The sequence below is a fragment of the Hydrogenophaga sp. genome (genome assembly GCF_019264445.1).
In the GTDB taxonomy this organism is placed as follows: domain Bacteria; phylum Pseudomonadota; class Gammaproteobacteria; order Burkholderiales; family Burkholderiaceae_C; genus Hydrogenophaga.
This window is the reverse complement of record NZ_JAHVAB010000081.1, coordinates 135,646-162,644: the sequence shown is the minus strand read 5'-3', so window position 1 is coordinate 162,644 and position 26,999 is coordinate 135,646. Positions and strand designations below refer to the sequence as shown.

The following is a 26,999-nucleotide window of genomic DNA, read 5'->3' as shown; positions in this document are numbered from 1 at the left end:
CATGAACATGGGGAGACTACATACGTATTAACCCGAAAGCCGCTCCCTCCAGCGGCTATGCTCGCACGGTGAATTTCGCCCAACTGCTCTTCCCGGATTTCTCCCTCATCCTCTGCGGCTACCTCGTCTGCCGCTTCACCAAGCTCAACCGCACGGTGTGGGAACAGGTCGAGAGCCTCGTCTACTACTTCCTTTTCCCGGTGCTGCTGTTCCACAGCATCGTCAAGAGCCCGCTCGATCTTTCTGCGGCGTCCAGCCTGGTGGGCGCGGCCATCTCGCTGGCCGTGTGCGCCATCGCGCTGTCGTACTCGCTGCCGCACTGGCCGTGGCTGGGCAAGCGCATCGACGTGCGGCTGCACGCCGCCAGTGCGCAGGTGGCGTTTCGCTTCAACTCGTTCATCCTGCTTGCGCTGGCCGACCGCGTGGCCGGCCCGCAGGGGCTGCTGCTGGTGGCGGTGATCATTGGCTTTTGTGTGCCGATCTTCAACATCGGTGCGGTGTGGCCGATGGCGCGCCACGCCAACCGGGGCTTTGCGCGCGAGTTGGTCCGCAACCCGCTGATCGTGGCCACGGCCTCAGGCCTGGTGGCCAACCTGCTGGGCTTCTCCATGCCCGTCTGGCTGGAGCCCACGGTCAACCGCATCGGGCAGGCATCGCTGGCGCTGGGGCTCATGGCCGCGGGCGCGGGCATGCAGTTCGCGTCCATGGCCTCGGCCAAGGCGCTGGCGGTGGCCGTGCTGGCGCTCAAGCACGCGGTGGTGCCCGTGATGGCCTTCCTGCTGGCCCGGCTGTTCCAGCTCGACCCGCTGCAAACCGCGGTGCTGCTCACGTTTTCGGCCGTGCCCACGGCATCGAGCTGCTACGTGCTGGCCGCGCGCATGGGCTACAACGGCCCGTATGTGGCCGGGCTGGTGACGCTTTCCACCTTGCTGGGCATGGTGAGCCTGCCGTTTGCACTGGGCGTGCTCAGCAACCTGCCCTGAGGTGCCTGCAGCCTAGTACCCCAGCAAGTTCTGCCGCACATGCAGCAGATGCGCCAGGGTCAGCTCACGGGCGCGCGCGGCATCCCTGTCGCGCAGGGCGTCCACGATGGCGCGGTGTTCCCGCTGGTACGCGAGCCGCCGCTCGGGCGTCACGCTCTTTTTCTTGAGCTGCCCCCAGTCGCCCTGCGCGCGCACCGTCTTCATCAGGGTGAACACGTTGACCACAAAGCTGTTGTGCGCTGCGTCGGCAATCGCCTGGTGCAGCTCGGCGTCCCAATGCTCGAAATCTTCCAGCGTCTGAGCGCTCTCGGCGTTGGCGCAGCAGGCGTCCATACGCTGCAGGTCGGCCTGGTTGGCGTTGCGGATCGCCATGTCGATGATGGCCGGCTCCATGGCCAGGCGCGCCTCCATCAGCTCGGCCGGGCTGGTGTGTTGTGACGAGTCCTGCTGCACACGGCGGCCCAGGCTGGCGCCCACCTGCTCGGCCACGAAGGTGCCACTGCCCACGGTCTGCTCGATCAGCCCTTGCTGCTTGAGCTCCAGCAGCGCCTTGCGCACCGTGGTGCGGCTCACGCCAAAGCGCTCCGAGAGCTCGCGCTCGGTGGGCAGGCGGTCGCCTGCGCGCCAGTGGCCGGACTGCAAGCGGTCGAGGATGGCATCGCGAAGCGGGGTGGACAAGCTCATGGCTGAAGACTGTACCAAAGCAGACCAATCGACGGCATTCACCGGCACTCAGTGATTTCCCCAGTCCGCAAACCGCTCCTCTGCCCTACGATCAACCACCTGGTACCAATTGGTATTTTTTGGTACTTCATCTGGACAGTTTCAACAAGGAGTTTGCGTGCGCCTCGCCACTTTCGTTCATCAGGGTCAACGCCGGGTCGGCATCGTTTCACCGGACGGCCAGACCGTCACCCCGCTCGCGCTGGACGCGGCGGTGGCCCAGCGCGGCGTGCTGCCGATCATTGAAGGCGCGGCCCAGGGCCAGCCGCTGCCCGCTGCCGCCGGCGCGGCGCTCCCGCTGGCCGACGTGACGCTGGAGGCCCCGCTGCCGCTGCCCCGGCGCAACCTCTGGTGCGTGGGCCGCAACTACCACGAGCACGCCAAGGAGCTGCAGGGCTCGGTGTTCAAGAACAACAACAGCAACCCCGCCGTGTGGCCCATCGTGTTCACCAAGGTGCCCGAGTGCGTGGTGGCCGACCGCGCCGACGTGCTGCTGCCGGGCGATGACATCTCGCCGCAGATCGACTACGAGGCCGAACTCGCCGTGGTCATCGGCACCGGCGGCAAGAACATCGCCAAGGCCGACGCCATGAAGCACATCTACGGTTACACCATCGTCAACGACGTGACCGCTCGCGACGTGCAGATGCGCCACCAGCAATGGGACATGGGCAAGAGCTTCGACACCTTCTGTCCCATGGGGCCGTGGATCGTCACGGCCGACGAGCTCGATGGTCAGCACACGCGCGTGCGCTGCTGGGTCAATGACCAGCCGCGCCAGGACGGCCGCACCGAAGACCTGATCTTCGACATCCCCACACTGATCGAAACGATCTCGCGCGGCATCACGCTCTACCCCGGCGACGTGATCGCCACCGGCACGCCCGCCGGTGTGGGCCTGGGCATGACGCCGCCCACCTTCCTGAAAACCGGCGACGTGGTGCGCATCGAGATCGATGGCATCGGCACGCTGCAGAACCGCTTCGTCTGATCGCCCGCGCGGCCTTCACCACCCACAACGACAGGAGACAACGATGAACCGAACCGCATTGCAGCTGTGCAGCCTGGCCCTCGCACTGGCCGCCACGGTGGGCGCCGCCCACGCACAGGACGCCTACCCCAGCAAGCCCGTGACCATGGTGGTGCCCTTCCCGCCCGGCGGCGTGGCCGACGTGGTGGGCCGCCCGGTGGCCGAAGCCATGGCGCGCCACCTGAACCAGCCGGTGGTGGTGGTCAACCGTGCGGGCGCGGGCGGCGGCATCGGCATGGCGCAGGTGGCCAAGGCCGCACCCGATGGCTACAACGTGCTCATGGCGCTGTCGTCCATCGTGGTGCTGCCCGAAGCGGACAAGATCCTGGGCCGCGCGCCGATGTTCGAACTGAACCAGCTCATCCCCGTGGCCCGCATGACGGCCGACCCCACGGTGCTCGTGGTGCGCGCCGACAGCCCCTGGAAGACCTACGCCGAGTTCATCGCCCACGCCAAGGCCAACCCCGGCCAGATCACGTTTGGTTCGTCGGGCAACTACGGCACCATGCACGTGCCCATGGAACAGCTCAAGGCCGCCACCAGCAGCTACTTGCTGCACGTGCCCTACACGGGCGCCGGCCCGGCCATTCTGGGCATGCTCAGCGGCCAGGTCGATGCGGTGGCCACCGGCCCGGCGAGCGCGGTGGGGCAGATCAAGGCGGGCAAGCTGCGCGCGCTGGCGCACTGGGGTGAAGGACGCCTGGCGCTGCTGCCCGACGTGCCCAGCTTCAAGGAACTCGGCGTGCCGATCAGCTACTCGCAGTGGTCGGGCATCTTCGTGCCGGCCGGCACGCCGGCCGCGGTGGTGAACAAGCTGCGCGAAGCCGCGCGCGCGGCCGCGCAGGACCCGCGCACGGTGCAGGTGATGACCACCGCCGGCACCTCGTTCCAGTTTCAGGACGCGGCGGACTTCGACAAGTTCGTGCAGGCCGACGCCAAGGCCATGTCGGCCGTGGTGCAGAAGATCGGCAAGGTCAACTGATCAGCGCGAGGTGCCCAGCACGAGGTCGATGCGCCGTTGCAGGCGCGCGGCCTCGTCAGTGGCGCCTGCGGCCTGCGCGCGCTGCTGCTGCAGCGTGAGCCAGGCGCCCAGCGGCCGGCGCCAGCCCTGGGCAGAGGCGGTGTCCACCGCCTGCGCCAGCACGGCCGGTGTGGCGCGCCCGCTGCGCAGCAACACGCCGGCTGCCACCAGGCGCGACAGCGGATCTTTCAAACCGGCCAGCACCGCTTCGGGCGAACCAGTGGCCACCACCGCGCGCGCGGCCTCGGGCAACAGCGCTGCGTCGCCAGGCTGGCTGGCACCGGCGAGGTAGCGCGAATAGGCCAGCTCGGCGGGCGCAGCGTCTTGCGCCAGCGCCTCGAAGCCTGCGCAGGGTTCAAACACCAGCGCGGCCACCCGCGTGGCGCAGCGCAGCAGCTCCGCACGCGCCAGCAGGTCGGACCGCCCGGTGCGGGTGAGCTCGGCGCGCACGCGGGCCCATTCCGCCGCCTCCACGCGCGCGTCCCCCGCCAGCCAGGCGTCGGCCGCGCGCTCGGCACTGCCCTTGGCGTTCATCTGCCATTCGGGCGCCGGCGGCGCACTGGAACAGGCTGCGAGCGCCAGGCCCGCCACGAGAATCGAAACGCCCGTCCAGAAGCACCGCAGAACCGGCTTCGCCGGGCCGCAGGTGCTGCCCCCTTGAGGGGGTGACGGGACCGAAGGGACCGGCGCAGGGGTGGGCCTCTTCATGGCAGCTTGATCTCCGGGTCGCTCTTGAAAGGCCACTTGCGGTTGATGTCGTTGATCATGCTGTCCACCTTGCGCAGGCTGGACTCGACCTCGCCACGCAGATACCCCAGGTCGCTCGTGGCCTCGCGCGTGTTGCCGGCAATGCCCTGCACCTCCACCAGCACGGCGTCCACCTTTTTCAGGCTGGTGCGCGTTTCGGCCAGCAGGCCGTTGAGCTGCTGCACCGTGGCGCGCGCATCGCCCACCAGGCCCGCCTCACCGGGCGCAGCGCCCTGGCCAAACACCTGGCGGTCGGCGTTGGCGGCCAGGCTGTCCAGCCGCCTGGCCACAGCGTCGGCGCGCAGCAGCAGCGCGTTGGTGCGGTCGATGGTGAGTACGAGTTTTTTGGCATCGTCGTCGTTGCCCATGAGCACACCCAGCCCACCGTGCGGGCCTTTGAGCCGCTCAGTGGCCACCTGCACGCCACCCAGGGTGCCGGCCACAGCGCCGTCGGCGGCCGTGAGGGCGGCCAGGTTGTCGAGCACCTCGCGCATGCTGGCGGCCAGCTTCGGAATTTCGGCCGCGGTGTCGCCCCGCAGCACCTGGCGCTCGGCGCCGGGCGGCAGCGGCGGGTCTTCGAGCACGCCGCTGTAAGCGCGAATGCGCGTGCCACCCACCAGCCCGCGCTCCATCGTGAAGATGCTGGAGGTGCGCAGCCACTTGGCGTCCTTGCGCGGCACGTCGACCAGGATGCGCGCATTGCCGTCGTCGCCCAGCTCGATGCGCGCCACGCGGCCAATGGCAAAGCCGGCGAAGGTGATGTCCATGCCCACCACCACGCCTTCGGAATCGTCGGAAATGAGCACCAGCCGCTGCGTGGGCTCCAGCACGCCCCGCGCATACAGGATGTAAGCCGCCGAGCCCACCAGCAAGACGGCCATGAGCATGAGCAGCAGGCCGGCCTTGAACTCCAGGTTTTTCACGGGCGGTGCGTCGGGCGACGGAGGCGGTGCAGGCGTCGGATTCATGGGTTCGTCAATAGTAGTTGCCGACCAGCGAGACGACCTCGATCAGCAGCACCACGGAAAACAGGCGCGCGAACTCGCTCATGTCGCTGCGCCGCGTGTAGCGGCCCAGGCGGTCGGGCTGCGCAGCGGCGGCCAGCGGCACCACCGCCACCGCCAGCCCGAAGAACAGCGTCTTGAGGCCAAAGATCAGCGTGACCGCCGGCGTGAACACACCGCCCACAGCGCGCGTGTAGCCCGGGAAGCCCCAGGGCGAAAAGCCGTACACGGTGAGGTAGGTGAGCACCAGCGCCACCACCGAGCTCAGGGCCGCGAGCAGCTGCACCGAAAACAGGCTGCCCAGCGCGCGCGGCAACAGCTGGTCCACCAGCAAGGCCTGGCGCTGCGGCAACACGCCTTCGCGCTGCTGCAGCGCCAGGTGCTTGCGCACCTCTTGCGCGCCCGGCATGGCGTAGCGCGCGGCCACAAACAGCGCCACATACAGCGGAATGAGTTCGAGCACCAGCGTGCGCACCAGCACCTCCAGCGCGTACTGCGACAGCCCGTAGCTGTACGCGGTGGCCACGACGATGCGGATCAGCACCAGGCTCACCAGCGCAGAGAGCACCATGAACCAGGTGAGCAAAGGCGCGGTGGCGCGGTACACGCTGCTGAGCACCGCATGGCGGTGCGCGCCGGCGCGGTAGCTCGCCGGCGAGAGCGCCAGCACCAGAATCTGCGCGCCTACCAACAGCGTGTGCCACCAGGCGTCCCAGCTCGCACGCGCGCCACGGGCCCAGCGGACCAGCGTGTCGTGTGCGGCGTTCACGGGTTGCATCGGCCGATGATAGCCGTGGGCCTGCGCGCGGCCATCCCCTTGGGAGCCTGCAAATGTGACAGCATGCAGACGCCGCAGCGGCCAGAATCCGCCGAGCCCATTTGCCATGAGGAGACCACCCATGCACGCTGCCCTACACCCCGTGGTGCGCCGACAAACCATTGCCGACGCACTGCACCGCACGGCCCAGCGCCTCCCCCAGAAATCGGCGGTGGTGTGCGGCACCACGCAATGGACCTACGCCGAGTTCAACGCGCTCGTCACGCGGCTGGCGGCCGGGCTGGCCGGCATCGGCGTGGCGCAGGGCGACAAGGTGGCGGTGCTGGCGCGCAACTCGCATGGCTTTGCCGCGCTGCGCTTCGCGCTCGCCCGCCGCGGCGCAGTGATGGTGCCCATCAACTTCATGCTCAAGGCCGACGAGGTGGCCTACATCCAGCGGCATGCGGGCGCGAAAACGCTCGCCACCGACAGCGGACTGGCCGAGCTGGCCCGCACCGCAGCAGCGCTGGACACGCAGGTGCGCCAGTACGTGTGGCTGCCATCCGAAGACCCGAGCGAGCCCGTGCCGGGCATGCACCGCTTCGATGAACTCGCCGCCTGCACCGACCCCTTGCCCGAGGTGACGCTGGGCAGCTTCGACCTGGCGCAAATCGTCTACACCAGCGGCACCGAGTCCACACCCAAGGGCGCCATGCTCACCCACGACGCGGTGCTGTGGCAGTACGTGAGCTGCGTGGTGAACGCTGAAATTGCCGAACACGACCACGCCCTGCACGCGCTGCCGCTCTACCACTGCGCCCAGCTCGACGTGTTCTTCGGCCCCGCCATCTACATCGGCAGCAGCAACGTGATCACTGCCAAGCCTGTGCCCGAACACCTCATTGCGCTCATCGAAAAATTCCAGATCACCAGCTTCTTCGCACCGCCCACGGTGTGGATCGCCCTGCTGCGCTCGCCCGCGTTCGACGCCACCAAGCTCAAGAGCCTGGCCAAGGGCTACTACGGCGCGTCCATCATGCCGGTGGAGGTGCTCAAGGAACTGGCCTCGCGCCTGCCCGCCGTGCGGCTGTGGAACCTCTACGGCCAGACCGAAATTGCCCCGCTGGCCACCATGCTCGGCCCCGACGACCAGCTGCGCAAACCCGGCTCGTGCGGCAAGGCCGTGCTCAACGTGGAAACCCGCGTGGTCACCGACACCATGCAAGACGTGGCCGTGGGCGAGGTGGGCGAAATCGTGCACCGCTCGCCGCACCTCATGCTGGGCTACTTCAACGACCCCGAACGCACCCAGGCCGCGTTTGACGGCGACTGGTTCCACAGCGGCGACCTGGCGGTGATCGACGCCGAGGGCTACATCACCGTGGTCGACCGCAAGAAGGACATGATCAAGACTGGCGGTGAAAACGTGGCCAGCCGCGAGGTGGAAGAAATGGTCTACCGCCTGCCCGCCGTGAGCGAGGTGGCGGTGGTCGGCCTGCCGGATGCGAAGTGGGTGGAGGCGGTCACGGCGGTGATCGTCGTCAAGGCCGGGCACACGCTGACCGAGGCCGAGGTGATCGACCACTGCAACCGCCACATGGCCGCCTTCAAGGCGCCCAAGCGCGTGCTGTTCACCGACAGCCTGCCCAAGAACCCCAGCGGCAAGCTGCTCAAGCGCGAACTGCGCCAGCGCTACACGGGCTGAAGCTCAGTCCTGGAGCTCAATCTTCAATGGCCCCGTGGTGCCCCACGCTGCCGCGCTTCCAGTAGGCCGAGGCGCGCACGCGCGCCTTGTCCAGCCCGTGGCGGTTTACCAGCGCTTGCCGTGCCGCGGCGATGCTGGCGGCTTCCCCACCCGCCCACGCAAAGCCCTCGCCTGCCGGCAGCCGCAGGCCCGCCACGGCCTGGGCCAGTGCGTCGGTGGCACCGGTCTGCACCCAGTGCGTTTGCAGCCGCGCGCGAGACGCCAGCGCGCGGCGGTCGGCCGGGTCTTGTGTCTCGATCACGGTGATCGCCTGCGCGGTCTCGGGCAACTCTTCCAGCCGCCGCGCAATGGCGGGCAAGGCGGTCTCGTCGCCGATCAGCAGGTGCCAGTCAAACCCGGTGGGCACCACAAACGAACCCCGCGGACCGCCCAGGCCCACCTCGTCGCCCGGCCTGGCGGCCTGCGCCCAGCTCGACGCGACGCCTTCGCCGTGCAGCACGAACTCAATGTCGAGCGTGCCTGCGGCGCGGTCAAAGCGGCGCGGTGTGTAGTCGCGCATGGCGGGTTTGTCGGCGCCCGGCGGCAAGGCCATGCCGTCCGGGCCGGGCTCGGGCAACACCAGCGGCAGGCCGGGCTGCGCCGGGAGCATGAGCTTGGTGTGGTCGTCAAACGAGGCGCTGACGAAATCGCGCAAGGCGTCGCCAGCGAAGCGCACGCACAGAAAATGCGCGCTCACCGGTTCGATGCGCTGCACCCGCAGCCGGCGCACCAGAAGGGTGTGGCGCACGCGCTCCACAGCCAGGGAAGTCGTTGATGTGTTCATGTTGCCATTTGGTTGATAATGACAACCATCATGTCACGACTGGATGACAGTGTCAACCAATTAACCTGCCCACGATGACCCGACAAGCCAACACCGACGTGCTCGACCGCATCCACGCCCTCATGCACGGCCTGCGCCGGCACGTTCAGGAGGCCGCGCGCGCGGACGGCGAAGGCCTGGGGCCCATGGAGATCCGTTGCCTGGGTTACTTCATGCGGCACGGCGGCGCCACGCAAAGCGAGCTGGTGCAGCACGCCGGGCGCGACAAGGCGCAAATCGCCCGCATCGTCAAAGCCCTGCACGAGCGCGGCCTGCTGCAAAGCCAGCCCGACCCGAACGACGGACGCAGCCAGCGCGTGAGCGTGACCGCCCAGGGCCAGGCGCTGCACCGCAAGCTGCACCAGCACCGCGTGCGGTTTGAAAAAACCATGACCGCCGGCCTGAGCGACACCGAGCGCTCCACCCTGCTCGCCCTGCTGGGCCGGCTGCAGGACAACGTGGGCGAGGACGCCGCGTGACCGCACAAGTCCCCGGCGCAGCCGGCTACGGCGCGAACGCAAACGCCCTGGCGGCTCAATACGAAAGCATCACCTTCGCCGAGGTCTACCGCGACCTCATCCACCTGTTCCCGGCACAGCCCGCCTCGGTGGTGGACATCGGCGCCGGTTCAGGCCGCGATGCCGCAGCGCTCGCCCGGCTGGGTCACCACGTGGTGGCGGTGGAGCCCACCACCGAACTGCGCCACGAAGGGCAGCGCCTGCATGGCGCACTGCCCATCGAATGGGTTGACGACCATCTGCCCCACCTGAAGGTGTTGCGGGAGGCCCAGCGACGCTTCGATGTCGTCCTGCTCACCGCCGTGTGGATGCACCTGGACCTACAAGAACGGGAGATGGCCATGCAGGCCATCACCGAACTGACGGCCGACAACGGCCAGGTCTTCATGTCGCTTCGACACGGCCCGATCCCCGAAGGCAGAAGAATGTTTGACGTCTCGGCCGAGGAAACCATTAGCCTGGCAGCCGTGCATGGGTTGAGCTGCAGCCACAGGGCCGAGCGTGAGGACATGCTGGGGCGCGTGGATGTTAGTTGGAGTTTTCTGGCGTTGAGGCGGACGCCGGCTGGAGCGTAGCTTGGGTTTGCGTTTAGTCGGGGGCCCAAGGCAGACCTCAGCTAGCATGCCTGCTATCGGCCATCAGCGGACGTCCCAAGAGCTTCTATAAAGCATTCACTGCGGTAGTTTGCATGGGTTAGCCGAATCAGGTCGGCAGGGGCTAGCTGTTGTTGGCCTGGTGAGCCGAATCTCCGCGTAGTCCCATGACGCTTCATGGTTGGCTCTGTATTCCTTGAGATACGAAGCACAGAGTAGCTGAACTTCCGCTACGGTCCCGGTACAGCCTGAGCTAGCATGGTGTTTTCGGCCAGAACCAGACTTTCGAATCCATCACAACGCACGATGAAGTTCAGCTACTCCTTCAGCCTCCCCGCACTGGCTCCCCAAGTGGCTTCGGAGGAACTTCACCCCTACGACTACAACGAGTTCCTGCTTAGCCTATCGGCGGACTGGCGACAAGTTCCGGTCTCCAAGGACAGAACGCTGCGGTGGTATTCAGACAAACTCAAGGCCGAAATCATCGTCAGCGTGGACTTCTATGAAGTGCCCGAGAGCAAGTGGGCGAACGTAGCGGAGGTGACTCTGGAGGGCCGACACAAGGCCCTTGCAGAGGCCTGTGGCGACACACTCACGGTTGTCAGCCGCAGTGCGAAGCCCTACTCCGGGGGCGGCGGCCTGGAAGTCAGCTACGCTGCGCACACCAACGACATGACCCACATCTATCTCGGCTACGTCACTGCGCGCACCTGTGCAGCACCGAAGCAGGGCAATGGATCGTGAGGACCGTGCCCAACGTGGAGGGCCTTTACTTTGCGCGGCCGCAGGGCAGCCCCTCACCGGCGTCGGCGAAACATGACGACCCTCTGACTCTGCCGTATGCATTGGAGATGCCGTGGATTCAACGGATATTCAGGTTGGATGGAGATAGCTTGAAGATGCATGGAATGCGGTTTGTGCAGCCTCCTATATATAACTACCAATTCGTCGAATACCCCCGTCGAGATGTGAAGTGGCAGGCAGACATTCGTGCGCCATACATCCGGTTGTTTGGATTCACACGGGTTCCTGCGCTTGATCAAAACGGCAGAGTGACCACACATCTCAAGGAGGCCACTCCCATGCAGGTGATCGGCATTCCCGCCATAACCGCCCGATATGGCTACACCTGGCGTGGCATTGCTCGAGCGCGGGACCGTGAGCATGGCATTTCTGGCGGTGAACTGCTCATTTACGACCTGCAGACCCAAGAGGTACTGGCGGTTCGGCGGAATTTCTTGATTGCCTTCACGAAGCCGCGCAGACAAGGTAATACCATGTGGGAAATCGCAGCCCAGTGCGAGCAACTTCCACGAATAGGCTCAGGCGCAGAATTTACTCAATTCGCATTTGATGTTCTAAACACCATTACGCCATCGAGAACAGGGAAATGATCGTCCAGACTTCAACTAATCAACGTTTATATGTACGTCTGCAACGGGCCCTAAGCGGAAGTTTGACGCAACACCTCGATTCATCCAGAAATAGCTAAGTACTGCTCGCGCCATTTCGAAGAATCTTCGCCATGCCATGGCTCTTAAGGAACATGACCAGCACGACGAAGAACAGCGGCAAAGGTACTGCAAACAGCAAGATAAGTAACCAAAACCCAGCACCGAACCAGCCTCCCCAAAGGCCCGATGACCATACCAGCGCGACGGTCACCAAGTACGCCAACAACAAGACGGCTGGGCCACGAGCAAATTGTCGAAGATGACTGTCGCCCGTGGCGAGTACTACCACCATCAAGATAATGCCAAGCATCGGAATGTGCAGGAGGATTGCGGCCGCGCCAGACAATGAGAGTGAGGACAGCATGTTCTTCTTGGTGAAAGTATCGCCACGGGCTACAGGCCAACAATCGAATCTGACAACGAGCAGCAGGTGCGTCTAGGATTTCATCGAGCGGCCGCTTCTGGCCAATTCCCGAAGTCTAGCCAGCCGCGCACCCGCCCGGCCTATCTGCAGGGCAACAGGGCGTCGCAGCATCGCTCTCTGTTGGCCGAATCCAGCGTTACACCACCTACCGCCTTCAGAACTTGGGGATGCGCAAGGTCTTGCTGATCATCGCCGTGCCCGACAGCGCGAACAGCAGGCTCATGGGGTGCAGCTGCCAGGGCCCGAGTTGCCACACGCCGCCCCACAGTTGCGCACCCAGCGCACCCTGCCAGGCGGCCCATGAGAGCACGGCCGTCAGGATCACGCTGGTGGGGATCGGTGTGCCTTCGAAGTAGGCGACCTTGCCCGAGTCGGTGGTGAGTTGTTCGGCGGTGACGTTGAAGCGCGCCAGCCGGCTGACGCCGCAGCAGACGAAATAGCACAGCAGCACGATGTCCCACCCGCCCTGCAGCCCCGCGGCGAAGCCCAGCGCTGCGGGGCCCACGCCGAAGGAGATGACGTCGGCCAGCGAATCCAGCTCGCGGCCCAGCGGTGAATGCTGGTGGCGCCAGCGCGCGACCTTGCCATCGAAGACGTCAAAGACGAAGGCCAGCGGGGTCATGGCGGCCGACAGCCAAAAGTGCGTGAGCGAGCCGCTGGCCATGAACATCATGGCCAGGAACACCGACAACAAGCCACAGGCGGCATTGCCCAGCGTGATGAAGTCGGCCAGGTGAAAGCCCCGGATCATCGTGAAGCGGCGTGGCTGGGGCGTCATGGGTGGCATGTCAGTGTCTCCGTCGTTGGCTTTGCTTCGACAGGGTACGCGACGTCGAGCCACGCTGCGGCATCGCCCACCTTGGCGAGCACGCTTGCTTCAATCGCGTTCTGCTTGATCGTTGCCAACGCAGCAACCGAAACCCATAGAGGCGTGTGACCCAGTATCCAAACGCCGGGAACTGACCAGAACGCGCCCGCCAAGCTCATCCCCCCACGGGCGTGCAAAGCTCAACGAGCGTGCCGTCCGGGCAGCGCACATAGGACACGACTTGCCCCCAAGGCTTGCTGCGAGGCTCCGCCAGTTGCGTTGCTCCGGCCGCCAGTGCTTGCGCATGTGCAGCCTCCACATCGTCGGTCACCAGGCCCAGCTCCATGCCCAATGGCTCCTTCGATTCCGAAGCAGCAACATGACCGCCGGAAAAGTTGGAAGACGCGAGTTCGTGGGCTGCAAACGCGAGGGTCGTGTCACCGCTTTGCAGCTCGCCATACGTGCCAGATTCATGCAGGAACCGCCTGGAGAAGCCGAATGCTTGCTCAAAAAACGCCAGCGAGGCTTCTACATGGGGCACGTAGACGATGGTGTATCCCAACTTCATTTTTTTGGTCCGTGAGTTGAAACAAACAGCGTGGCCCGCTTACGCCTGCGCCAGCGCCCAGGCCACATGCTCGCGCACCAGCTCACTGGGGTGCCCGGCGCGGGTTTGCAGGGCTTGCCGCACTTCTTCGCCAGCGCCCGCGCGCAGCGCGTTGCCAAGCGACACCGCGATGTTGCGCAGCCAGCGCTCGTGCCCGATGCGCCGGATCGGGCTGCCTTCGGTGCGGCGCAGAAACTCCGCTTCGCTCCAGGCGAACAAGGCCGCCAGCGTGGTGCCGCTCAGGCCTTCGCGGGCGTCAAAGTCGGGCAAGGGGCTGCGCTGGGCGAACTTGTTCCACGGGCAGATGAGCTGGCAATCGTCGCAGCCGTAGATGCGGTTGCCCATGAGGGGTCGAATGGCTTCGGGAATGGGCCCGGCGTGTTCGATGGTGAGGTAACTGATGCAACGGCGTGCATCGAGCCGGTGTGGCGCAGTGATGGCTTGCGTGGGGCAGATGTCGATGCAGGCGCTGCAGCCGCCGCAGTGCGGGGTCACGGGTTCGGTGGGTGGCAGGGCGATGTCGAGGTAGATCTCGCCCAGGAAGAACATGGAGCCCGCTTCGCGGTGGAGCAGCAGCGTGTGTTTGCCGCGCCAGCCCTGGCCGCTGCGCTGCGCCAGCTCGGCCTCGAGCACGGGCGCGGAGTCGGTGAACACGCGGTGCCCGAGCGGCCCCACCGCGGCCTGGATGCGCTCGGCCAGCGTCTGCAGGCGGTTGCGCAGCACCTTGTGGTAGTCCCGCCCCCTGGCATACACCGACACGATGGCCTCGCCCGGGCGCTGCAGGCGCTGCAGCTCCCGGGTCTGCCAGTCTTCGGGGGTGTCGCGCGGCAGGTAGTCCATGCGCGCGGTGATGACGCTCAGCGTGCCGGGCACCAGCTCGGCGGGGCGGGCACGCTTCATGCCATGCGTGGCCATGTACCCCATGTCACCGTGCCATCCAGCCGACAACCAGGCCTGCAGACCCGGCTCGGCAGCCGACAAATCCACACCGGCCACGCCAATTTGTGAAAATGCGAGCTCCTGGCCCCAGGCCTGTATCTGCGAGACGAGTTGAGCGGCATCCAAAGCGAACTTCATGTGAAGCCCATTGTAGGAACCGAGCCGGTGCCTGCGGGCACCGCGTCCCCGGCCCACCGCTGGCAGGGGCACTGGGCCACCGAAGACGACACACAAGCCTTTGCGCGCCGGCTGGCCAGCTCCCCCGCCATCACCCACGCCACGCTCACGCTGCAAGGCGACCTGGGTGCCGGCAAGACCACGCTGGTGCGCCACCTGCTGCGCGCACTCGGCGTGCAAGGGCGCATCAAGAGCCCCACGTATGCGGTGGTGGAGCCTCACAGCGCCGTGGGCTGCCCGCTGATGCCGGCTGGCGTGCCGCTGCAGATCTGGCACTTTGACTTCTACCGCTTCAACGACCCGCGCGAATGGGAAGACGCGGGCTTCCGCGAACTTTTTGCCAGCCCCGGTCTCAAGCTGGTGGAGTGGCCCGAGCGCGCCGGCGAATTTCTCCCGGTGATCGATCTGCAGATCGACATCCAACCCGACGACATGACGACCTCCCACCTCACCGACCCGGAACAGGACACCCGGCGCACCGTGCACGCCACGGCGCTCACCCCCACCGGCCAGCGCCTGCTGGAGGCGCTCGCATGAGCGGCGCCCTCACCCGCCGCACGCTCCTGCGCACCGGCTCGCTGGTGCTGCTGCTGGGCGCGCAGCAGATTGCGCGCGGTGCCAGCGTGGTGGCCGTGCGCATCTGGCCGGCCGAGGACTACACCCGCGTGACCATCGAGTCCGACGGCGCGCTGCAGGCCAGGCAGTTCTTCGTCACCGACCCGCCGCGCCTGGCGGTGGACATCGAGGGCATCGACCTGCTGCCCGGCCTGCGGGAGCTGGTGGGCAAGCTCAAGTCGGACGATCCCAACATCGCCGGCATTCGTGCGGCACAGAACGCGCCCAACGTGGTGCGCCTGGTGATCGACCTCAAGAAGCCGATCAAGCCGCAGGTGTTCAACCTCGAACCCGTGGCGGCCTACCAGCACCGGCTGGTGTTCGACCTGTACCCCGTGAACCCGCCCGACCCGCTGGAGCAGCTGATCGCCCAGCGCATGAAGGACATGGACGCCGCCAGCGAGCGCGCCGCGCGCCTGCTGGGCCTGGAGGCCGACAAGGTCACCAAGCCCGCCACCCGCGCAGACGACCCGCTGGGCGACCTGATCGCAGGCCGCGAGCAGCCCAAGCCGCCCGCCAGCGCGGGCAAGACACCCGGCGCGCCCGACACCGAAGACACCCAGGTGGCGGGCAGCGGCAAAGGCAGCCCGGCCAAACAGCCGCCAGCGGGCAAGGGCAAGACGGAGCGGTTGATCATCGTCGCGCTGGACCCGGGCCACGGCGGTGAAGACCCGGGCGCCATCGGCCCCGGTGGCACGCACGAGAAAAAGGTGGTGCTGCAGATCGCGCAGAAGCTGCGCGACCGCATCAACGACACGCGCGTCAATGGCAACCCGATGCGCGCCTACATGACGCGCGACAAGGACTTCTTCGTGCCGCTGCAGGTGCGGGTACAGAAAGCGCAGCGGGTGCAGGCCGACCTGTTCATCAGCCTGCACGCCGACGCCTTCCTGACCCCGCGCCCGCAAGGCGCCAGCGTGTATGCGCTGAGCACGCGCGGCGCCAGCAGCGCTGCCGCGCGCTGGATGGCCGACAAGGAAAACGCGGCCGACCTGGTGGGAGGCCTGAACACGAAAGCCGCCGACGCCAACGTGCGCCGCGCCCTGCTGGACATGAGCACCACCGCGCAGATCAACGACAGCCTGAAGCTGGGCACCGCGATGCTGGGCCACGTCAAACGCATCGGCAAACTGCACAAGCCGCAGGTGGAGCAAGCCAACTTTGCGGTGCTGCGCGCGCCCGACATCCCCAGCGTGCTGGTGGAAACGGCGTTCATCAGCAACCCCGACGAAGAGAAGCGCCTGAACGACCCGAAGTACCAGGACGACCTGGCCGATGCGCTGCTGCGCGGCATCGTGGCCTACTTCTCCAAAAACCCACCGCTGGCGCGCAACCGGCAGATTTGAGCCGCGGCGGCGCTCAGCCCTCCAGCTGCAGAAACACCCGACCCGCTTCGATGCGCACCGGGTAGCAGCGCAAGGCCTCGGTGACCGGCGCGCAAGTGGGGCTGCCGTCGCGCACATCGAACTTGCCCTGGTGCAGCGGGCATTCGATTTCATGCCCTTCCAGAAAACCGTCGCACAGGCGCGCGTGGCCGTGGGTGCAGAGGTTGTCGGTGGCAAACACGCTGCCGTCGACCTTGTAGAGGGCGATGTCGCGGCCGGCCACTTCCACACCGATCACGTCGTCGTCGGGCACATCGCTGGCGTCGGCGGCATCCAGCCAGGGGGTGGTGTTGCTCATGGTTGGTCAGATCGGATAGATGATGGAGTTCGGGATCATTTCGCTGTCGTACACGCACAGGCGTGAAGCGAACTTGAGGCCTTCGGGGGTGCGCACGATCACGTCGATGTAGCGCCCGACGTTGAACACCGTCGACTCGCGCGAGAGCTTGGTGCGGAACACGGCGTAGTTGGCTTCCACCTCGAAGCGGTCGGCCTCGGCCTTGTGCACCAACGGCGCACCCACCACATGGCGCTGGTAATACGGATCGTGGAACAGCGTTTCCTGGATGCCGTAGGCGCGGTCCTTGAGCATGCCCTTGCTCTCGAAGGACAGCGTGGCCAGCGGAAAGCCGCGCTCGTGGTTTTCGCGCGGAATCAGTTTGTAGACGCAGTCTTCAATGAAGAACTCGGGCCAGAGGTTCCAGTCGCCGGAGTCGACCGCCTGCGCGTAGTCGGCGTAGAGCCGCGCAATGGCCATGTGGTCTTCGAAGCTCGGGCTGTTCGTGGTGCGTTGGGGTTCGCTCATGCTCAGGCCTCCATCACTTCGCGCCAGTAGGCGTACATGCCGCGAATCAGCGTCTCGGTGACCATGTGATCGGTGTCGCCCACCTCGCGCCCGCCCAGCTCGGCCAGCGCTCGGTGATACGGCTTCTGCTCGAAGCCCTGCTGCGAAAACTCGATCACCTCGCCGTCGTCGGCTGAGACAAAACCGGCGGGGCCAAACAGGTTGGCCTGGCGCAGGCGGCGCTGGGTCATCTCGGGGGTGTCGTCTTCAAAGCCGAAGTGCGTCCACACAAAATCGAAGGCGCCGTGGCCATCGGGCTGGATGTGGCGCGTGGACACGCTGTTGACCTGCTGCTGCAGGATGACACTGGGGAACAGCGTCATCATCACCGCCGTGGGGCCGTCCCACCAGGCCTCGGGCACGATGTCCAGAAAGCGCGGGTCGTGCAGTTGCATGCTTTCCTTGAAGCTGGAGACCTGCGTCACCTGCTCGGCCTTGCCCGACTGGCCGCGCGTGGAAATCATGGCGGCGTGGCGGTGGCGTGCGTCCATCTTCAGCTCGCTCTTGTTGTCGGCGCGCCAGAGCCCGAAGGTGACGAACCAGGTGTGCAGCAGGCCCGGGTGATACGGGTCCTTGATGTTCTCCTGCATCAGTTTCCAGTTGCCCGGAATGCGCTGGCGGTTGTAGCCCAGGATGGTGAGCTTGCGGCCGTTGAAGAGGCGGTCGAAGTAGCCGAGGATGGTCGGCCCCATGAAGTCTTCCAGCGATTCGACCTCGTGGTCGAAGCTGGCAAACACCACGCCACCGCGCGTGGCCACCTTGAGTTTGTTGAGGCCGTGGTCCGTCGTCTTGAAGTCGGCGGGCATGCCGCCGTTGACCTTGCCGTCCTGCTTCACCCCACGGCGAAACGGCACGCCTTGCAGATCGCCCTTGAGCGTGTAGCTCCACTGGTGGTAGGGGCAGACAAACTCTTTCTTGTTGCCATGGCGCTCGCGGCAGAACTGCATGCCGCGGTGCGCGCACACGTTTTCCACCACGCTGATGCTGCCATCGGCGTCGCGCACCATGAGCACCGAGCGCTCACCGACCACCGTGCGTTTGTAGTCGCCCGCGTTCGGCACCTCGGCCTCCAGGCCCACGTAGTTCCAGTGCTTGGTGTAGAAGAACCGCTCCAGTTCCTTCTTGTGCTGCCCGTCGTCGGTGTAGGCCATGAAGGGAATGCGGCTCGTGCCTTCGCTCTCCCAGCGGATCTGCTGCGGGAACGTGGGTTCACCGTTCGGGGTGGTGGGGTGGGTCATGGGGGTCTCCTTCTTCAAGTGCCGCTGGCGTAGAACGCATCGGCGTAAATCTGCTCGGGCAGCACACCCAGGCGGCTCACCAGCCGCGAAGTGGCCTCCACCATGGGCGGCGCACCGCAGAGGTAGGCGCGAAAGCCGCTCAGGCTGGGCCAGTCGTGCTCGATGGCGTCGGTCACCAGCCCGCTGCGGCAGCCCGGCGCATGGCCGGAGGCCACCACCGTGTGCACCTGCAGCGCGGGGTACTGCGATTGCAACTCGGCCAGCCACGCTTGTCCGTACACGTCGCGCTCGGCGCGCACGCCCAGGTAGAGGTGGATCGGGTTGTGCATGCCGGCGGCCACCACACCCCGCACGATGGACAGGATGGGCGCCAGCCCCGTGCCGCCCGCCACACAGAGCATGGGCCCGGTGTGCTTGCGGCGCAGGTAGGCCGAACCCAGCGGGCCGGTCACGCGCACGGCGTCGCCCACCTTCAGCTCGTTGGCGATGTAGCCACTCACGCGCCCATCGGGCACGCAGCGCACATGAAACTCCAGCTCGCCATCGGTGCACAGGCCGGCCATCGAATACGGGCGGATGTGATCGGGCGTGAACTGCAGCTGCACATACTGCCCGGGCGAAAAATCCAGCGGCTTGGCGGGCTTGAGCCGCAGCCGCCGAATGTCATGCGTGGGCGCATCGATGCCCAGCACCGTGGCCTTGACGATGCGCGCGGTGTGCACCACCACCTCGTCGGGCTCGGCAATCTCGACCGTGCAGTCTTCGGTGATGAAGGTCTGGCAGGCCAGCACGGTGTCGGCGGCTTCCAGCGCCTGGGGCGGCCGCTGCTCGCCGCCCGCCTCCAGCACCTGGCCCGCCACCACCTTGCAGCGGCAGGTGCCACAGCGCCCGGCCAGGCAGCTGTACGACACCGGGATGTCGTGCGCGCGCAGCGCCTCCAGCAGGTTCACGCCGGCTTCCACGCGAAGCGTGCGCTGCAGCGGGCGTATGTGGAGGTCCATCGGGCTTGTCTCTGCTGTGGTGTGGGGAACGGCGGCCATGATCACGGCCGCGCCACAATCAGTCAATGCAATGAGATCGATGATCCGTATCATTCAGATCAATAACGCAAACCGGACTGAAAGGCACGCCCATGAAGCTCGAAGAGATCGACCTGAACCTGCTGGTGGTGTTCAACCAGCTGCTGGCCGAGCGCAAGGTCTCCAGGGTGGCCGAGAACCTCGGCCTGGGCCAGCCGGCCGTGAGCAATGCGCTGGCGCGGCTGCGCAAACTGTTTGACGACGAGCTCTTCCTGCGCACCGCCCAGGGCATGCAGCCCACGCCCTTTGCCGAGCAACTCGCCGAGTCCATCGGCTACGCGCTGGGCATGATCCACAGCGCGGTGAACGCGCGCAGCTCGTTCGACCCCGCCACCAGCCAGCGCAGCTTCTCGGTCGGCATGACGGACATTGGCGAGATCTATTTCCTGCCGCGCCTGATGCAGCGCATCCAGCAGCTGGCGCCCGGTGTCACCATCAGCACCGTGCGCAACACCTCACTGCATTTGCGCGACGCCATGGAGGCGGGCCAGGTGGACCTGGCCATCGGCCTGCTGCCGCAACTCAAGTCGGGCTTCTTTCAGCGCCGGTTGTTCGAGCAGCGCTATGTGTGCCTGTTTCGCCAGGGCCACCGGCTGGATGGCAAGCGCATGAAGGTGGCCGATTTTTTTGCGGCCGACCATGTGGCCGTGGTGTCGGCCGGCACGGGGCACGGGCAGGTGGACGAGATTCTGGACAACCACACCCCGCAGCGCCGGGTCACGCTCAAGGTGCCGCACTTCGTGGCCATCGGCCACCTGCTTCAGTCCACCGACCTGATCGCCACCGTGCCCGAGAAGCTGGCCGAGCGCATGGTGCAGCCGTTTGGCCTGAAGCACCTGCCCCACCCGGTGGAGCTGCCGCGCATCGCCATCAATGTGTTCTGGCACGCCAAGTACCACAAGGACCCGGCCAACCAGTGGCTGCGCCAGCTGGTGGCCGAGCTGCACGCCGAGCCCGAGCGCGCACCGCCACGCAAGCGCTGAAGCGCCGCGCGCTCAGACCGCGTTTTGCTTGGCTTCGCGGCTGGCTTTCCAGGCGCCAAAAATCGCGATCAGGCCGGGGATGAAAATCATGGCCCAGATGATCAGGCTGAGGTTGTCCTGCACCCAGGGCAGGTTGCCAAAGAGGTAACCCGCGCCCACCAGCCCCACCACCCAGATGAGCGCGCCCACCACGTTGTAGGCGGTGAACTTGGTGCGCGTCATTTCGGCCACGCCCGCCACAAAGGGCGCGAACGTGCGGATGAAGGGCATGAAGCGCGCCAGGATGATCGTGATGCCGCCGTACTTCTCATAGAAGGCATGCGCCTGGTTGAAGGCGTTGCGGTTGAACAGCCTGGAGTTTTCCCACTGGAACACCTTGGGCCCGAAGTAGCGGCCAATGGTGTAGTTGGTCTGGTCGCCCAGGATCGCCGCCACCACCAGCAGCGCCATCACCAGCGGCAGGTTCATGAGCCCCACGCCGCACAGCGCACCCACCACGAACAGCAACGAGTCCCCCGGCAGGAAGGGCATCACCACCACCCCGGTCTCGGTGAAGATGATCAGGAACAGCAGCGCGTACACCCAGGCCCCGTAGTTCTGCACGAAGGTCTGCAGGTGCTGGTCCACGTGCAGGATGAAGTCGATGAGGAAGGTAACGATTTCCATAGAGGGGGCATTATCCCTGCCACCTAAAATGCGCCGGTGACTGACCTGCCGCCCACCGCCCTGCCCCCCCGCCGCCCCATCCGCGAACTGCCCGATGAGCTCATCAGCCAGATTGCTGCTGGCGAAGTGGTGGAGCGCCCGGCCTCGGTGGTGCGCGAACTGGTGGACAACGCGCTCGACGCGGGTGCCACACAAGTCACGCTGAGGCTGCAGGCCGGCGGGGTGCGTCTCATCAGCGTGGAAGACAACGGCTGCGGCATCCTGCGCAGCGAACTGCCCCACGCCCTCAAGCGCCACGCCACCAGCAAGATCGCCAGCCTGGCCGATCTCGAATCGGTGGGCACCATGGGCTTTCGGGGCGAAGCGCTGGCCGCCATCTGCTCCATTGCCGAGGTGTCGCTGCTCACCCGCGTGGACACGCACGAAGAGCCGCATGGCTGGCTGCTCGATGGCCGCAGCGGCGAGCTGCAGCCCACCGCCCGCGCGCCCGGCACCACGGTGGAGGTGCGCGAGCTGTTTTTTGCCACGCCGGCGCGGCGCAAGTTCCTCAAGACCGACGCGACCGAGCTCGCGCACTGCATCGAGGCCGTGCGCCGCCACGCGCTCGCGCGGCCCGACGTGGGCTTTGCCATCTGGCACGACGGCAAGCTGGTGGCGCAATGGCGCGCGGTGGCCGGTGGCGGCATGGAGGCGCTGCGCCAGCGCCTGGCCGACGTGCTGGGTGAAGACTTCGTGCAGCAGGCGGTCGCGGTCGACTGGCCGGTGAACGCGCCTGCGGACGACAGCGCCGACGGCCCGCAGCGCCTGCGCGTGTGGGGATTTGCCGGCGTGCCGGACGCCGCCCGCTCGCGCGCGGACTGGCAGTTTGCCTACGTGAACGGCCGCTACGTGCGCGACAAGGTCATCACGCACGCCGCGCGCAGCGCCTACGAAGACGTGCTGCACGGCCACCGCCAGCCGGTGTACGCCCTGTTCATCTCGCTCGACCCGGCGCGGGTGGACGTGAACGTGCACCCCACCAAGATCGAGGTGCGCTTTCGCGACAGCCGCGAAGTGCACCAGGGCGTGCACCACGCGGTGGAAACCGCGTTGGCGGTGCCCCGCTCGGGCGCCACGCCGGAGCCCGCGCCCGTGGCGCCTGCACCCGCCTGGACGCCACCGGCCCGACAGGCGCCCTTTTCCTTTGCCCCGCGTGAAGCCGAGGTCGGCCACCGCGTGAGCGATGTGGGCGCGTTGTGGGGCCAGGGCTCGGGCGGGGCTTCGACAGGCTCAGCCCGAACGGAGGGGGGCTCAGCCAGAACGCTGGACGACTCAACCCGAGTGGCGCAGGATGCAGGCCGAGCGGGGACAAGCGCAATCCCGATGGATGCGTTTTCAGGCGCGTGGCCCCAGACCCCTTCCGTTCGGGCTGAGCCTGTCGAAGCCCCCGCCCACCTGCAAGCCTTGCCAGAAGGTGACTGGCCGCTGGGCCGCGCCATTGCGCAGCTGCAGGGCGTCTACATCCTGGCCGAGAACGCACACGGCCTCGTCGTGGTGGACATGCACGCGGCGCACGAACGCATCGTCTACGAGCGGCTCAAGCAGCAGCTCGACGACCAGCAGGTGGCCAGCCAGCCGCTGCTGATTCCGGCCACGTTTTCGGCCACGCCCGACGAAGTGGCCACCGCCGAGAGCTGCGCAGAGGTGCTGGCCACGCTCGGCCTGGAGGTCACCGCGCTGTCCATCAAGACGCTGGCCGTGCGCGCCGTGCCCACCACGCTGGCGCAGGGCGACCCAGTGGAGCTGGCGCGCAGCGTGCTGGCCGAGCTGGGCCAGCACGAGGCCAGCACCGTGGTGCAAAGGGCCCGCAACGAACTGCTGGCCACCATGGCTTGCCACGGCGCGGTGCGCGCCAACCGGCGCCTTACCCTCGACGAAATGAATGCGTTGCTGCGGCAGATGGAAGTCACCGAACGCTCCGACCAGTGCAACCACGGCCGCCCCACCTGGCGGCAAATGGGCATGAAGGAGCTGGACGCGCTCTTTCTGCGGGGCCGATAGATCCGCTGACCCAGCCGCCCGAAGCTGCACCAAATAAAGGCATTTCCACGGTCGATTGCGGTTCGAACGCTCCAAAAACGGGCGAAATCAGCACCAACATGCGGCTTGCGCATAATCTCATGCACCTTTTTGAAGCATGAGATCCATGAAATACGCCTCTTCCCACCAGTTCCTCGAACACGTCGCCCGCCAGAACCCGGGCCAGCCCGAATTCCACCAAGCCGTGGGCGAGGTGATGGAAAGCCTCTGGCCTTTCATTGCCGCCCACCCCAAGTACGCCGAACACGGCCTGCTGGACCGCCTCATCGAGCCCGAGCGGGTGGTGATGTTCCGCATCTCCTGGGTGAACGACCACGGCGATGTGCAGGTCAACCGCGGCTACCGCATCCAGCACAGCTCGGCCATCGGGCCCTACAAGGGCGGCATGCGCTTTCACCCGTCGGTGAACCTGTCGATCCTGAAGTTTCTTGCGTTCGAGCAGACCTTCAAGAACGCGCTCACCACCCTGCCCATGGGCGGCGGCAAAGGCGGCTCAGACTTCGACCCCAAGGGCAAGAGCCCGGGTGAGGTGATGCGCTTTTGCCAGGCGCTGGTGACGGAACTCTTCCGCCACGTGGGCAGCGACACCGACGTGCCCGCCGGCGACATCGGCGTGGGTGGGCGCGAAGTCGGCTTCATGGCCGGCATGATGAAAAAGCTCAGCAACCGCGCCGACTGCGTTTTCACCGGCAAAGGCTTGTCGTTCGGCGGCTCGCTGATCCGCCCCGAAGCCACCGGCTACGGCACGGTGTATTTCGCCGAGGAAATGCTCAAGCAACGAGGCAAGGGCTTCCAGGGCCTGCGCGTGAGCGTGTCGGGCTCGGGCAACGTGGCGCAATACGCGGTGGAGAAAGCCATGGCGCTGGGCGCCAAGGTGGTCACGGTGTCGGATTCCAGCGGCACGGTGATCGACGAAGACGGTTTCAGCCCCGAAAAACTCGCCGAGCTGATGGAGGTGAAGAACCACCTGTACGGCCGCGTGAGCGACTACGCCGAGCGCACCCACACCCGGTTTGAGCCAGGCGTGAAGCCCTGGGCGGTGCCGGTGGACGTGGCCCTGCCGTGCGCCACCCAGAACGAGCTGGACGCCAGCGATGCCGACATGCTGATCCGCAACGGCGTGATCTGCGTGGCCGAAGGCGCCAACATGCCCACCACCATGGAAGCGGTGCAGCGCTTCGAAGACGCGGGCGTGTTGTACGCCCCGGGCAAGGCCAGCAACGCGGGCGGCGTGGCCACCTCCGGGCTGGAGATGAGCCAGAACGCCATGCGCCTGAGCTGGCCGCGCGAAGAGGTGGACGCGCGCCTGCACAGCATCATGGTGGGCATTCACCAGGCCTGCCTGCAGCACGGGCGGCGTGCGGACGGCACGGTGAGCTACGTCGACGGGGCGAACATCGCCGGCTTCGTGAAGGTGGCCGACGCGATGCTGGCACAGGGCGTGGTGTAACGCACGGCGCTGCGGGTTTCAACGGGGAGCGTTCGTGGCATGGAACGTGCACCATCGGCGGGGTCGCTGAACTTTTCCCCGTCCCGGTGCATCCATCAACGCCATGAAGCGCCTCATTGCCACTTTGCTCGCCGCGCTGGCCCTGTTGGCAGGGTGCGCCACCCTGGATGAAAAGCAGCGGGTCTGGATCTTCCAGCCCTCCGACCGCAGCTGGGCCGGCGGTGAGCTTGCCGCGCTGGGCATGGAAGACGTGTGGATCGACTTCCAGTCCCCCAAGACCGGCAAGCCGGTCAAGCTGCATGGCCTGTGGGCGGCGCACGACCACTTCGAACAGCAAAAGAACGCCCCGGTGCTGCTGTACCTGCACGGTGCGCGTTTCAACGTCACGGGCTCGGCCTTCCGGGCCCGGCGCATGGAAGACCTGGGGTTTTCGGTGCTGGCCATCGACTACCGCGGCTTTGGCAAGAGCACCAACGAACTCCCCTCGGAAGCCACCGCCTACGAAGACGCCCGCGCGGCCTGGGACTGGCTCGCCGCGAAGTACCCGGGGCGCCCGCGCTACATCTTCGGGCACTCGCTGGGCGGCGCCATTGCCATCGAGCTGGCCGCGCAGGTGGACGACGAAGCGGGCACGGTGGTCGAAGGCACTTTCACCTCCATCCCCGACGTGGTGAGCACCTTCAAGTGGGGCTGGCTGCCGATCTCCTTGCTCATCACCCAGCGCTTTGAGGCCGTCAAGCGCGTGCCCGACATCGGCTCACCGCTGCTGGTGGTGCACGGCGGCGAGGACCGGCTCATCCAACCCGAGCTCGGCCGCAAGCTGTACGAAGCGGCCAAGGGGCGCAAGGCCTTCGTGCTGGTGGAAGGCGGTTCGCACCACAACACCAACTCGGTCGGGCAGGCGCAATACCGCACCGCCCTGGCCAGCCTGTTCGGCATGCGCGATGCCAGCGCAGATGCCCTGAAAGTGGTCAGGCAGTAGCCCCCACCGCGGGCGCCAACCGGGGGTGTTCTGCTACCCTCGACCGGATGCCCGCCACGCCCTCCCCTTCTGCCATGTCGCCCGGCCTGATCGTGCTGGTGCTCTCGATGCTGCTGGGCCTGCAGCCCATCGCCACCGATCTCTACCTGCCGGCCCTGCCGGCGCTCACCTCGGGCTTTGGCGCGCCCATGTCGCAGGCGCAGCTCACCCTCACCGCGCTGCTGCTGTGCTTCGGTGTGTCGCAGCTGGTGTGGGGTCCGTTGTCGGACCGCTTTGGCCGCCGCCCGGTGCTCATCGTGGGCATGTCGACGTTTGTGGTGGCCGCCATCGGCAGCACCCTGGCGCCATCGATGGAGCAGCTGATCGTCTGGCGCGCGGTGCAGGGGGTGGCGCTGGGTGCGGGCGTGATGTGTGCGCGCGCCATCGTGCGCGACCTCTATGCCCCGAACGAGGGAGCGCGGGTCATGTCCAAGGGGCTCACTGGCCTGGGCTTGATTGCCTGCACCGCGTCTCCGCTGGGCGGCCTGCTGTCGGACCTCTTCAGCTGGCGCATCTCGCTGCTCTCGCTGGCCGTGTTCGGCGCCATCGCGCTGGTGGTGGTGGCGTGGCGCTTTGAAGAAACCCTGGCCACCAAAAACCCGCGCGCGCTGGAGCCTCGCACGCTGCTGGCCAACTGGGCGCTGATCGGGCGCCACCCCACCTTCTGGGCCTATGCGCTGCTCTCCACCGCCTCCTATGGCGGCCTGTTCACCTTCCTGGCCGCGTCGTCGTTCGTGTTCATCCGCGTGCTGGGCCTGTCCACCACCGCCTACGGCCTGGTGATGTTCAGCATGTCGCTGGTCTACATCCTGGGCACCTTCCTGTGCCGCCATCTGCTGCCGCGCGTGGGCGTGCGGCGCGCTGTGGCGATTGCCGGGTGCCTCACGCTGAGCGCCGGCACGGTCATGGGTGTGCTGGGCCTGATGGGGGTGCGCAGCATGTGGGCCATCCTGGTGCCTTTCTGGCTGTTCATGCTGGCGCACGGTGTGCACCAGCCTTGCAGCCAGAGCGGTGCCGTGGGCCCGTTCCCCCAGGCCGCCGGCGCGGCCTCGGCGCTCAGTGGCTTCCTGTCGATGGTGGTGGCCTTTGCCATCGGCGGCTGGCTGGGCAAGAGCCTGGCCGGCATCTCGCAGGGTCAAGGTTCGGTGCTGCCGCTCACCCACGGCGTGTGGTTCTGGAGCGTGATGATCGCCCTCACCGCCTGGACGCTGGTGCAGCGCCACGGTGAAGCCCGCCCCGCTCTCCAACGCACGGCGCCGGTCGCGCCAGCCTCTGCACCTTGACGGC

29 protein-coding genes are annotated in these 26,999 nt (G+C 66.7%); 15 read left to right on the top strand and 14 right to left on the bottom strand.

What is annotated here, in order from left to right; all coding sequences use genetic code 11:
• The first annotated feature begins 68 nt into the window (after positions 1–68).
• Positions 69–983, top strand: a complete 915-nt coding sequence (locus tag KXJ60_RS19060; RefSeq protein WP_291131502.1) for an AEC family transporter — start codon at positions 69–71, stop codon at positions 981–983.
• Positions 984–995: 12 nt separating this feature from the next.
• On the opposite strand, the gene KXJ60_RS19055 is transcribed toward KXJ60_RS19060, so the two are convergent.
• Positions 996–1,667: a FadR/GntR family transcriptional regulator gene (locus tag KXJ60_RS19055; RefSeq protein ID WP_291131500.1), complete on the bottom strand. Its 672-nt coding sequence runs from the start codon at positions 1,665–1,667 to the stop codon at positions 996–998.
• 157 nt (positions 1,668–1,824) lie between these two features.
• Here KXJ60_RS19055 and KXJ60_RS19050 point away from each other — a divergent pair, with 157 nt between their 5' ends.
• Both KXJ60_RS19050 and KXJ60_RS19045 read left to right on the top strand, forming a co-directional pair.
• Positions 1,825–2,697, top strand: a complete 873-nt coding sequence (locus KXJ60_RS19050; protein ID WP_291131498.1) for a fumarylacetoacetate hydrolase family protein — start codon at positions 1,825–1,827, stop codon at positions 2,695–2,697.
• Positions 2,698–2,740: 43 nt separating this feature from the next.
• Positions 2,741–3,718 carry a tripartite tricarboxylate transporter substrate binding protein gene (locus KXJ60_RS19045; RefSeq protein ID WP_291131496.1) on the top strand — a complete coding sequence of 326 codons (978 nt, stop codon included), beginning with the start codon at positions 2,741–2,743 and terminating at the stop codon, positions 3,716–3,718.
• Here KXJ60_RS19045 and KXJ60_RS19040 read toward each other — a convergent pair whose 3' ends face one another.
• The 3 genes from KXJ60_RS19040 to KXJ60_RS19030 all read right to left on the bottom strand — a co-directional run bounded on the left by KXJ60_RS19040 (position 3,719) and on the right by KXJ60_RS19030 (position 6,286).
• Positions 3,719–4,291 (bottom strand): hypothetical protein, encoded by a 573-nt coding sequence (locus KXJ60_RS19040; RefSeq protein WP_291131494.1) that lies wholly within the window; start codon positions 4,289–4,291, stop codon positions 3,719–3,721. It lies immediately after the preceding gene.
• Positions 4,292–4,461: 170 nt separating this feature from the next.
• Positions 4,462–5,472: an MlaD family protein gene (locus KXJ60_RS19035; protein ID WP_291131492.1), complete on the bottom strand. Its 1,011-nt coding sequence runs from the start codon at positions 5,470–5,472 to the stop codon at positions 4,462–4,464.
• Positions 5,473–5,479: 7 nt separating this feature from the next.
• Positions 5,480–6,286 (bottom strand): ABC transporter permease, encoded by an 807-nt coding sequence (locus KXJ60_RS19030; RefSeq protein ID WP_291131490.1) that lies wholly within the window; start codon positions 6,284–6,286, stop codon positions 5,480–5,482.
• Positions 6,287–6,407: 121 nt separating this feature from the next.
• Here KXJ60_RS19030 and KXJ60_RS19025 point away from each other — a divergent pair, with 121 nt between their 5' ends.
• Positions 6,408–7,970, top strand: a complete 1,563-nt coding sequence (locus KXJ60_RS19025) for an acyl-CoA synthetase (protein ID WP_291131488.1) — start codon at positions 6,408–6,410, stop codon at positions 7,968–7,970.
• 16 nt (positions 7,971–7,986) lie between these two features.
• Here the strand turns inward: KXJ60_RS19025 and KXJ60_RS19020 are convergent, their stop codons facing one another.
• Positions 7,987–8,793, bottom strand: coding sequence for a siderophore-interacting protein (locus tag KXJ60_RS19020; RefSeq protein ID WP_291131486.1), 807 nt, complete (start codon positions 8,791–8,793; stop codon positions 7,987–7,989).
• Positions 8,794–8,867: 74 nt separating this feature from the next.
• On the opposite strand from KXJ60_RS19020, the gene KXJ60_RS19015 reads away from it, so the two are divergent.
• From KXJ60_RS19015 to KXJ60_RS19000, 4 genes are all read left to right on the top strand, one after another.
• On the top strand, positions 8,868–9,311 hold the full coding sequence (locus KXJ60_RS19015) for a MarR family transcriptional regulator (protein ID WP_291131484.1): 444 nt from the start codon (positions 8,868–8,870) through the stop codon (positions 9,309–9,311).
• Positions 9,308–9,925, top strand: a complete 618-nt coding sequence (locus tag KXJ60_RS19010) for a class I SAM-dependent methyltransferase (RefSeq protein ID WP_291131482.1) — start codon at positions 9,308–9,310, stop codon at positions 9,923–9,925. The genes KXJ60_RS19015 and KXJ60_RS19010 overlap by 4 nt, the downstream gene beginning before the upstream one ends.
• Positions 9,926–10,249: 324 nt before the next feature.
• The gene (locus KXJ60_RS19005; RefSeq protein WP_291131481.1) at positions 10,250–10,687 is read left to right on the top strand and encodes a hypothetical protein; all 438 of its coding nucleotides are present in this window, start codon (positions 10,250–10,252) and stop codon (positions 10,685–10,687) included.
• A 338-nt stretch (positions 10,688–11,025) separates the two neighbouring features.
• Positions 11,026–11,337 (top strand): hypothetical protein, encoded by a 312-nt coding sequence (locus KXJ60_RS19000; protein ID WP_291131479.1) that lies wholly within the window; start codon positions 11,026–11,028, stop codon positions 11,335–11,337.
• A gap of 94 nt (positions 11,338–11,431) precedes the next feature.
• Here the strand turns inward: KXJ60_RS19000 and KXJ60_RS18995 are convergent, their stop codons facing one another.
• The 4 genes from KXJ60_RS18995 to queG form a co-directional block, all read right to left on the bottom strand.
• Entirely contained in the window at positions 11,432–11,761 is a 330-nt protein-coding gene (locus KXJ60_RS18995) for a hypothetical protein (RefSeq protein ID WP_291131478.1), read from the bottom strand.
• A gap of 214 nt (positions 11,762–11,975) precedes the next feature.
• On the bottom strand, positions 11,976–12,608 hold the full coding sequence (locus KXJ60_RS18990) for a CDP-alcohol phosphatidyltransferase family protein (RefSeq protein WP_291131476.1): 633 nt from the start codon (positions 12,606–12,608) through the stop codon (positions 11,976–11,978).
• Positions 12,609–12,804: 196 nt separating this feature from the next.
• Positions 12,805–13,197, bottom strand: coding sequence for a VOC family protein (locus KXJ60_RS18985; RefSeq protein WP_291131474.1), 393 nt, complete (start codon positions 13,195–13,197; stop codon positions 12,805–12,807).
• Positions 13,198–13,236: 39 nt separating this feature from the next.
• Complete coding sequence (queG, locus tag KXJ60_RS18980; protein ID WP_291131472.1) at positions 13,237–14,313, bottom strand: tRNA epoxyqueuosine(34) reductase QueG; 1,077 nt, start codon at positions 14,311–14,313, stop codon at positions 13,237–13,239.
• 27 nt (positions 14,314–14,340) lie between these two features.
• On the opposite strand from queG, the gene tsaE reads away from it, so the two are divergent.
• A complete protein-coding gene (gene tsaE, locus KXJ60_RS18975) occupies positions 14,341–14,889 on the top strand; it encodes a tRNA (adenosine(37)-N6)-threonylcarbamoyltransferase complex ATPase subunit type 1 TsaE (protein ID WP_291131470.1) in 549 nt (182 codons plus the stop codon).
• Positions 14,886–16,313, top strand: coding sequence for an N-acetylmuramoyl-L-alanine amidase (locus KXJ60_RS18970; RefSeq protein ID WP_291131468.1), 1,428 nt, complete (start codon positions 14,886–14,888; stop codon positions 16,311–16,313). The genes tsaE and KXJ60_RS18970 overlap by 4 nt, the downstream gene beginning before the upstream one ends.
• 13 nt (positions 16,314–16,326) lie before the next feature.
• Here the strand turns inward: KXJ60_RS18970 and KXJ60_RS18965 are convergent, their stop codons facing one another.
• From KXJ60_RS18965 to KXJ60_RS18950, 4 genes are read right to left on the bottom strand one after another with little or no spacing between them, the layout of a single operon-like run.
• Positions 16,327–16,650: a non-heme iron oxygenase ferredoxin subunit gene (locus tag KXJ60_RS18965; RefSeq protein WP_291131467.1), complete on the bottom strand. Its 324-nt coding sequence runs from the start codon at positions 16,648–16,650 to the stop codon at positions 16,327–16,329.
• A 6-nt stretch (positions 16,651–16,656) separates the two neighbouring features.
• Positions 16,657–17,157, bottom strand: a complete 501-nt coding sequence (locus KXJ60_RS18960; RefSeq protein ID WP_291131465.1) for an aromatic-ring-hydroxylating dioxygenase subunit beta — start codon at positions 17,155–17,157, stop codon at positions 16,657–16,659.
• A 2-nt stretch (positions 17,158–17,159) separates the two neighbouring features.
• On the bottom strand, positions 17,160–18,434 hold the full coding sequence (locus KXJ60_RS18955) for an aromatic ring-hydroxylating dioxygenase subunit alpha (protein WP_291131464.1): 1,275 nt from the start codon (positions 18,432–18,434) through the stop codon (positions 17,160–17,162).
• A 14-nt stretch (positions 18,435–18,448) separates the two neighbouring features.
• Complete coding sequence (locus tag KXJ60_RS18950; protein WP_291131463.1) at positions 18,449–19,435, bottom strand: 2Fe-2S iron-sulfur cluster-binding protein; 987 nt, start codon at positions 19,433–19,435, stop codon at positions 18,449–18,451.
• A gap of 131 nt (positions 19,436–19,566) precedes the next feature.
• Here KXJ60_RS18950 and KXJ60_RS18945 point away from each other — a divergent pair, with 131 nt between their 5' ends.
• Complete coding sequence (locus KXJ60_RS18945; protein ID WP_291131462.1) at positions 19,567–20,496, top strand: LysR family transcriptional regulator; 930 nt, start codon at positions 19,567–19,569, stop codon at positions 20,494–20,496.
• A gap of 12 nt (positions 20,497–20,508) precedes the next feature.
• Here KXJ60_RS18945 and KXJ60_RS18940 read toward each other — a convergent pair whose 3' ends face one another.
• Positions 20,509–21,162 (bottom strand): DedA family protein, encoded by a 654-nt coding sequence (locus KXJ60_RS18940; RefSeq protein ID WP_291131459.1) that lies wholly within the window; start codon positions 21,160–21,162, stop codon positions 20,509–20,511.
• A 36-nt stretch (positions 21,163–21,198) separates the two neighbouring features.
• On the opposite strand from KXJ60_RS18940, the gene mutL reads away from it, so the two are divergent.
• The 4 genes from mutL to KXJ60_RS18920 all read left to right on the top strand — a co-directional run bounded on the left by mutL (position 21,199) and on the right by KXJ60_RS18920 (position 26,995).
• Positions 21,199–23,202: a DNA mismatch repair endonuclease MutL gene (gene mutL, locus KXJ60_RS18935; RefSeq protein ID WP_291131458.1), complete on the top strand. Its 2,004-nt coding sequence runs from the start codon at positions 21,199–21,201 to the stop codon at positions 23,200–23,202.
• Between the two features lie 145 nt (positions 23,203–23,347).
• Positions 23,348–24,691 carry an NADP-specific glutamate dehydrogenase gene (gene gdhA / locus KXJ60_RS18930; RefSeq protein ID WP_291131456.1) on the top strand — a complete coding sequence of 448 codons (1,344 nt, stop codon included), beginning with the start codon at positions 23,348–23,350 and terminating at the stop codon, positions 24,689–24,691.
• 103 nt (positions 24,692–24,794) lie between these two features.
• Complete coding sequence (locus KXJ60_RS18925) at positions 24,795–25,673, top strand: alpha/beta fold hydrolase (protein ID WP_291131454.1); 879 nt, start codon at positions 24,795–24,797, stop codon at positions 25,671–25,673.
• 47 nt (positions 25,674–25,720) lie between these two features.
• A complete protein-coding gene (locus tag KXJ60_RS18920; protein ID WP_291131452.1) occupies positions 25,721–26,995 on the top strand; it encodes a multidrug effflux MFS transporter in 1,275 nt (424 codons plus the stop codon).
• Positions 26,996–26,999 lie beyond the last annotated feature (4 nt).

Coding starts and splice junctions, on each gene's coding strand:
- KXJ60_RS18960 (WP_291131465.1), bottom strand. CDS start 17,157: ATGAGCGAACCCCAACGCACCACGAACAGCCCGAGCTTCGAAGACCAC.
- KXJ60_RS18970 (WP_291131468.1), top strand. CDS start 14,886: ATGAGCGGCGCCCTCACCCGCCGCACGCTCCTGCGCACCGGCTCGCTG.
- KXJ60_RS19040 (WP_291131494.1), bottom strand. CDS start 4,291: ATGAACGCCAAGGGCAGTGCCGAGCGCGCGGCCGACGCCTGGCTGGCG.
- KXJ60_RS18925 (WP_291131454.1), top strand. CDS start 24,795: ATGAAGCGCCTCATTGCCACTTTGCTCGCCGCGCTGGCCCTGTTGGCA.
- KXJ60_RS19045 (WP_291131496.1), top strand. CDS start 2,741: ATGAACCGAACCGCATTGCAGCTGTGCAGCCTGGCCCTCGCACTGGCC.
- queG (WP_291131472.1), bottom strand. CDS start 14,313: ATGAAGTTCGCTTTGGATGCCGCTCAACTCGTCTCGCAGATACAGGCC.
- KXJ60_RS19015 (WP_291131484.1), top strand. CDS start 8,868: ATGACCCGACAAGCCAACACCGACGTGCTCGACCGCATCCACGCCCTC.
- KXJ60_RS18965 (WP_291131467.1), bottom strand. CDS start 16,650: ATGAGCAACACCACCCCCTGGCTGGATGCCGCCGACGCCAGCGATGTG.
- KXJ60_RS18920 (WP_291131452.1), top strand. CDS start 25,721: ATGCCCGCCACGCCCTCCCCTTCTGCCATGTCGCCCGGCCTGATCGTG.
- KXJ60_RS19035 (WP_291131492.1), bottom strand. CDS start 5,472: ATGAATCCGACGCCTGCACCGCCTCCGTCGCCCGACGCACCGCCCGTG.
- gdhA (WP_291131456.1), top strand. CDS start 23,348: ATGAAATACGCCTCTTCCCACCAGTTCCTCGAACACGTCGCCCGCCAG.
- KXJ60_RS19025 (WP_291131488.1), top strand. CDS start 6,408: ATGCACGCTGCCCTACACCCCGTGGTGCGCCGACAAACCATTGCCGAC.
- KXJ60_RS19005 (WP_291131481.1), top strand. CDS start 10,250: ATGAAGTTCAGCTACTCCTTCAGCCTCCCCGCACTGGCTCCCCAAGTG.
- KXJ60_RS18955 (WP_291131464.1), bottom strand. CDS start 18,434: ATGACCCACCCCACCACCCCGAACGGTGAACCCACGTTCCCGCAGCAG.
- KXJ60_RS18940 (WP_291131459.1), bottom strand. CDS start 21,162: ATGGAAATCGTTACCTTCCTCATCGACTTCATCCTGCACGTGGACCAG.
- KXJ60_RS19055 (WP_291131500.1), bottom strand. CDS start 1,667: ATGAGCTTGTCCACCCCGCTTCGCGATGCCATCCTCGACCGCTTGCAG.
- KXJ60_RS18945 (WP_291131462.1), top strand. CDS start 19,567: ATGAAGCTCGAAGAGATCGACCTGAACCTGCTGGTGGTGTTCAACCAG.
- KXJ60_RS18995 (WP_291131478.1), bottom strand. CDS start 11,761: ATGCTGTCCTCACTCTCATTGTCTGGCGCGGCCGCAATCCTCCTGCAC.
- KXJ60_RS18985 (WP_291131474.1), bottom strand. CDS start 13,197: ATGAAGTTGGGATACACCATCGTCTACGTGCCCCATGTAGAAGCCTCG.
- KXJ60_RS19000 (WP_291131479.1), top strand. CDS start 11,026: ATGCAGGTGATCGGCATTCCCGCCATAACCGCCCGATATGGCTACACC.
- KXJ60_RS19030 (WP_291131490.1), bottom strand. CDS start 6,286: ATGCAACCCGTGAACGCCGCACACGACACGCTGGTCCGCTGGGCCCGT.
- KXJ60_RS19020 (WP_291131486.1), bottom strand. CDS start 8,793: ATGAACACATCAACGACTTCCCTGGCTGTGGAGCGCGTGCGCCACACC.
- KXJ60_RS18950 (WP_291131463.1), bottom strand. CDS start 19,435: ATGGACCTCCACATACGCCCGCTGCAGCGCACGCTTCGCGTGGAAGCC.
- KXJ60_RS18990 (WP_291131476.1), bottom strand. CDS start 12,608: ATGCCACCCATGACGCCCCAGCCACGCCGCTTCACGATGATCCGGGGC.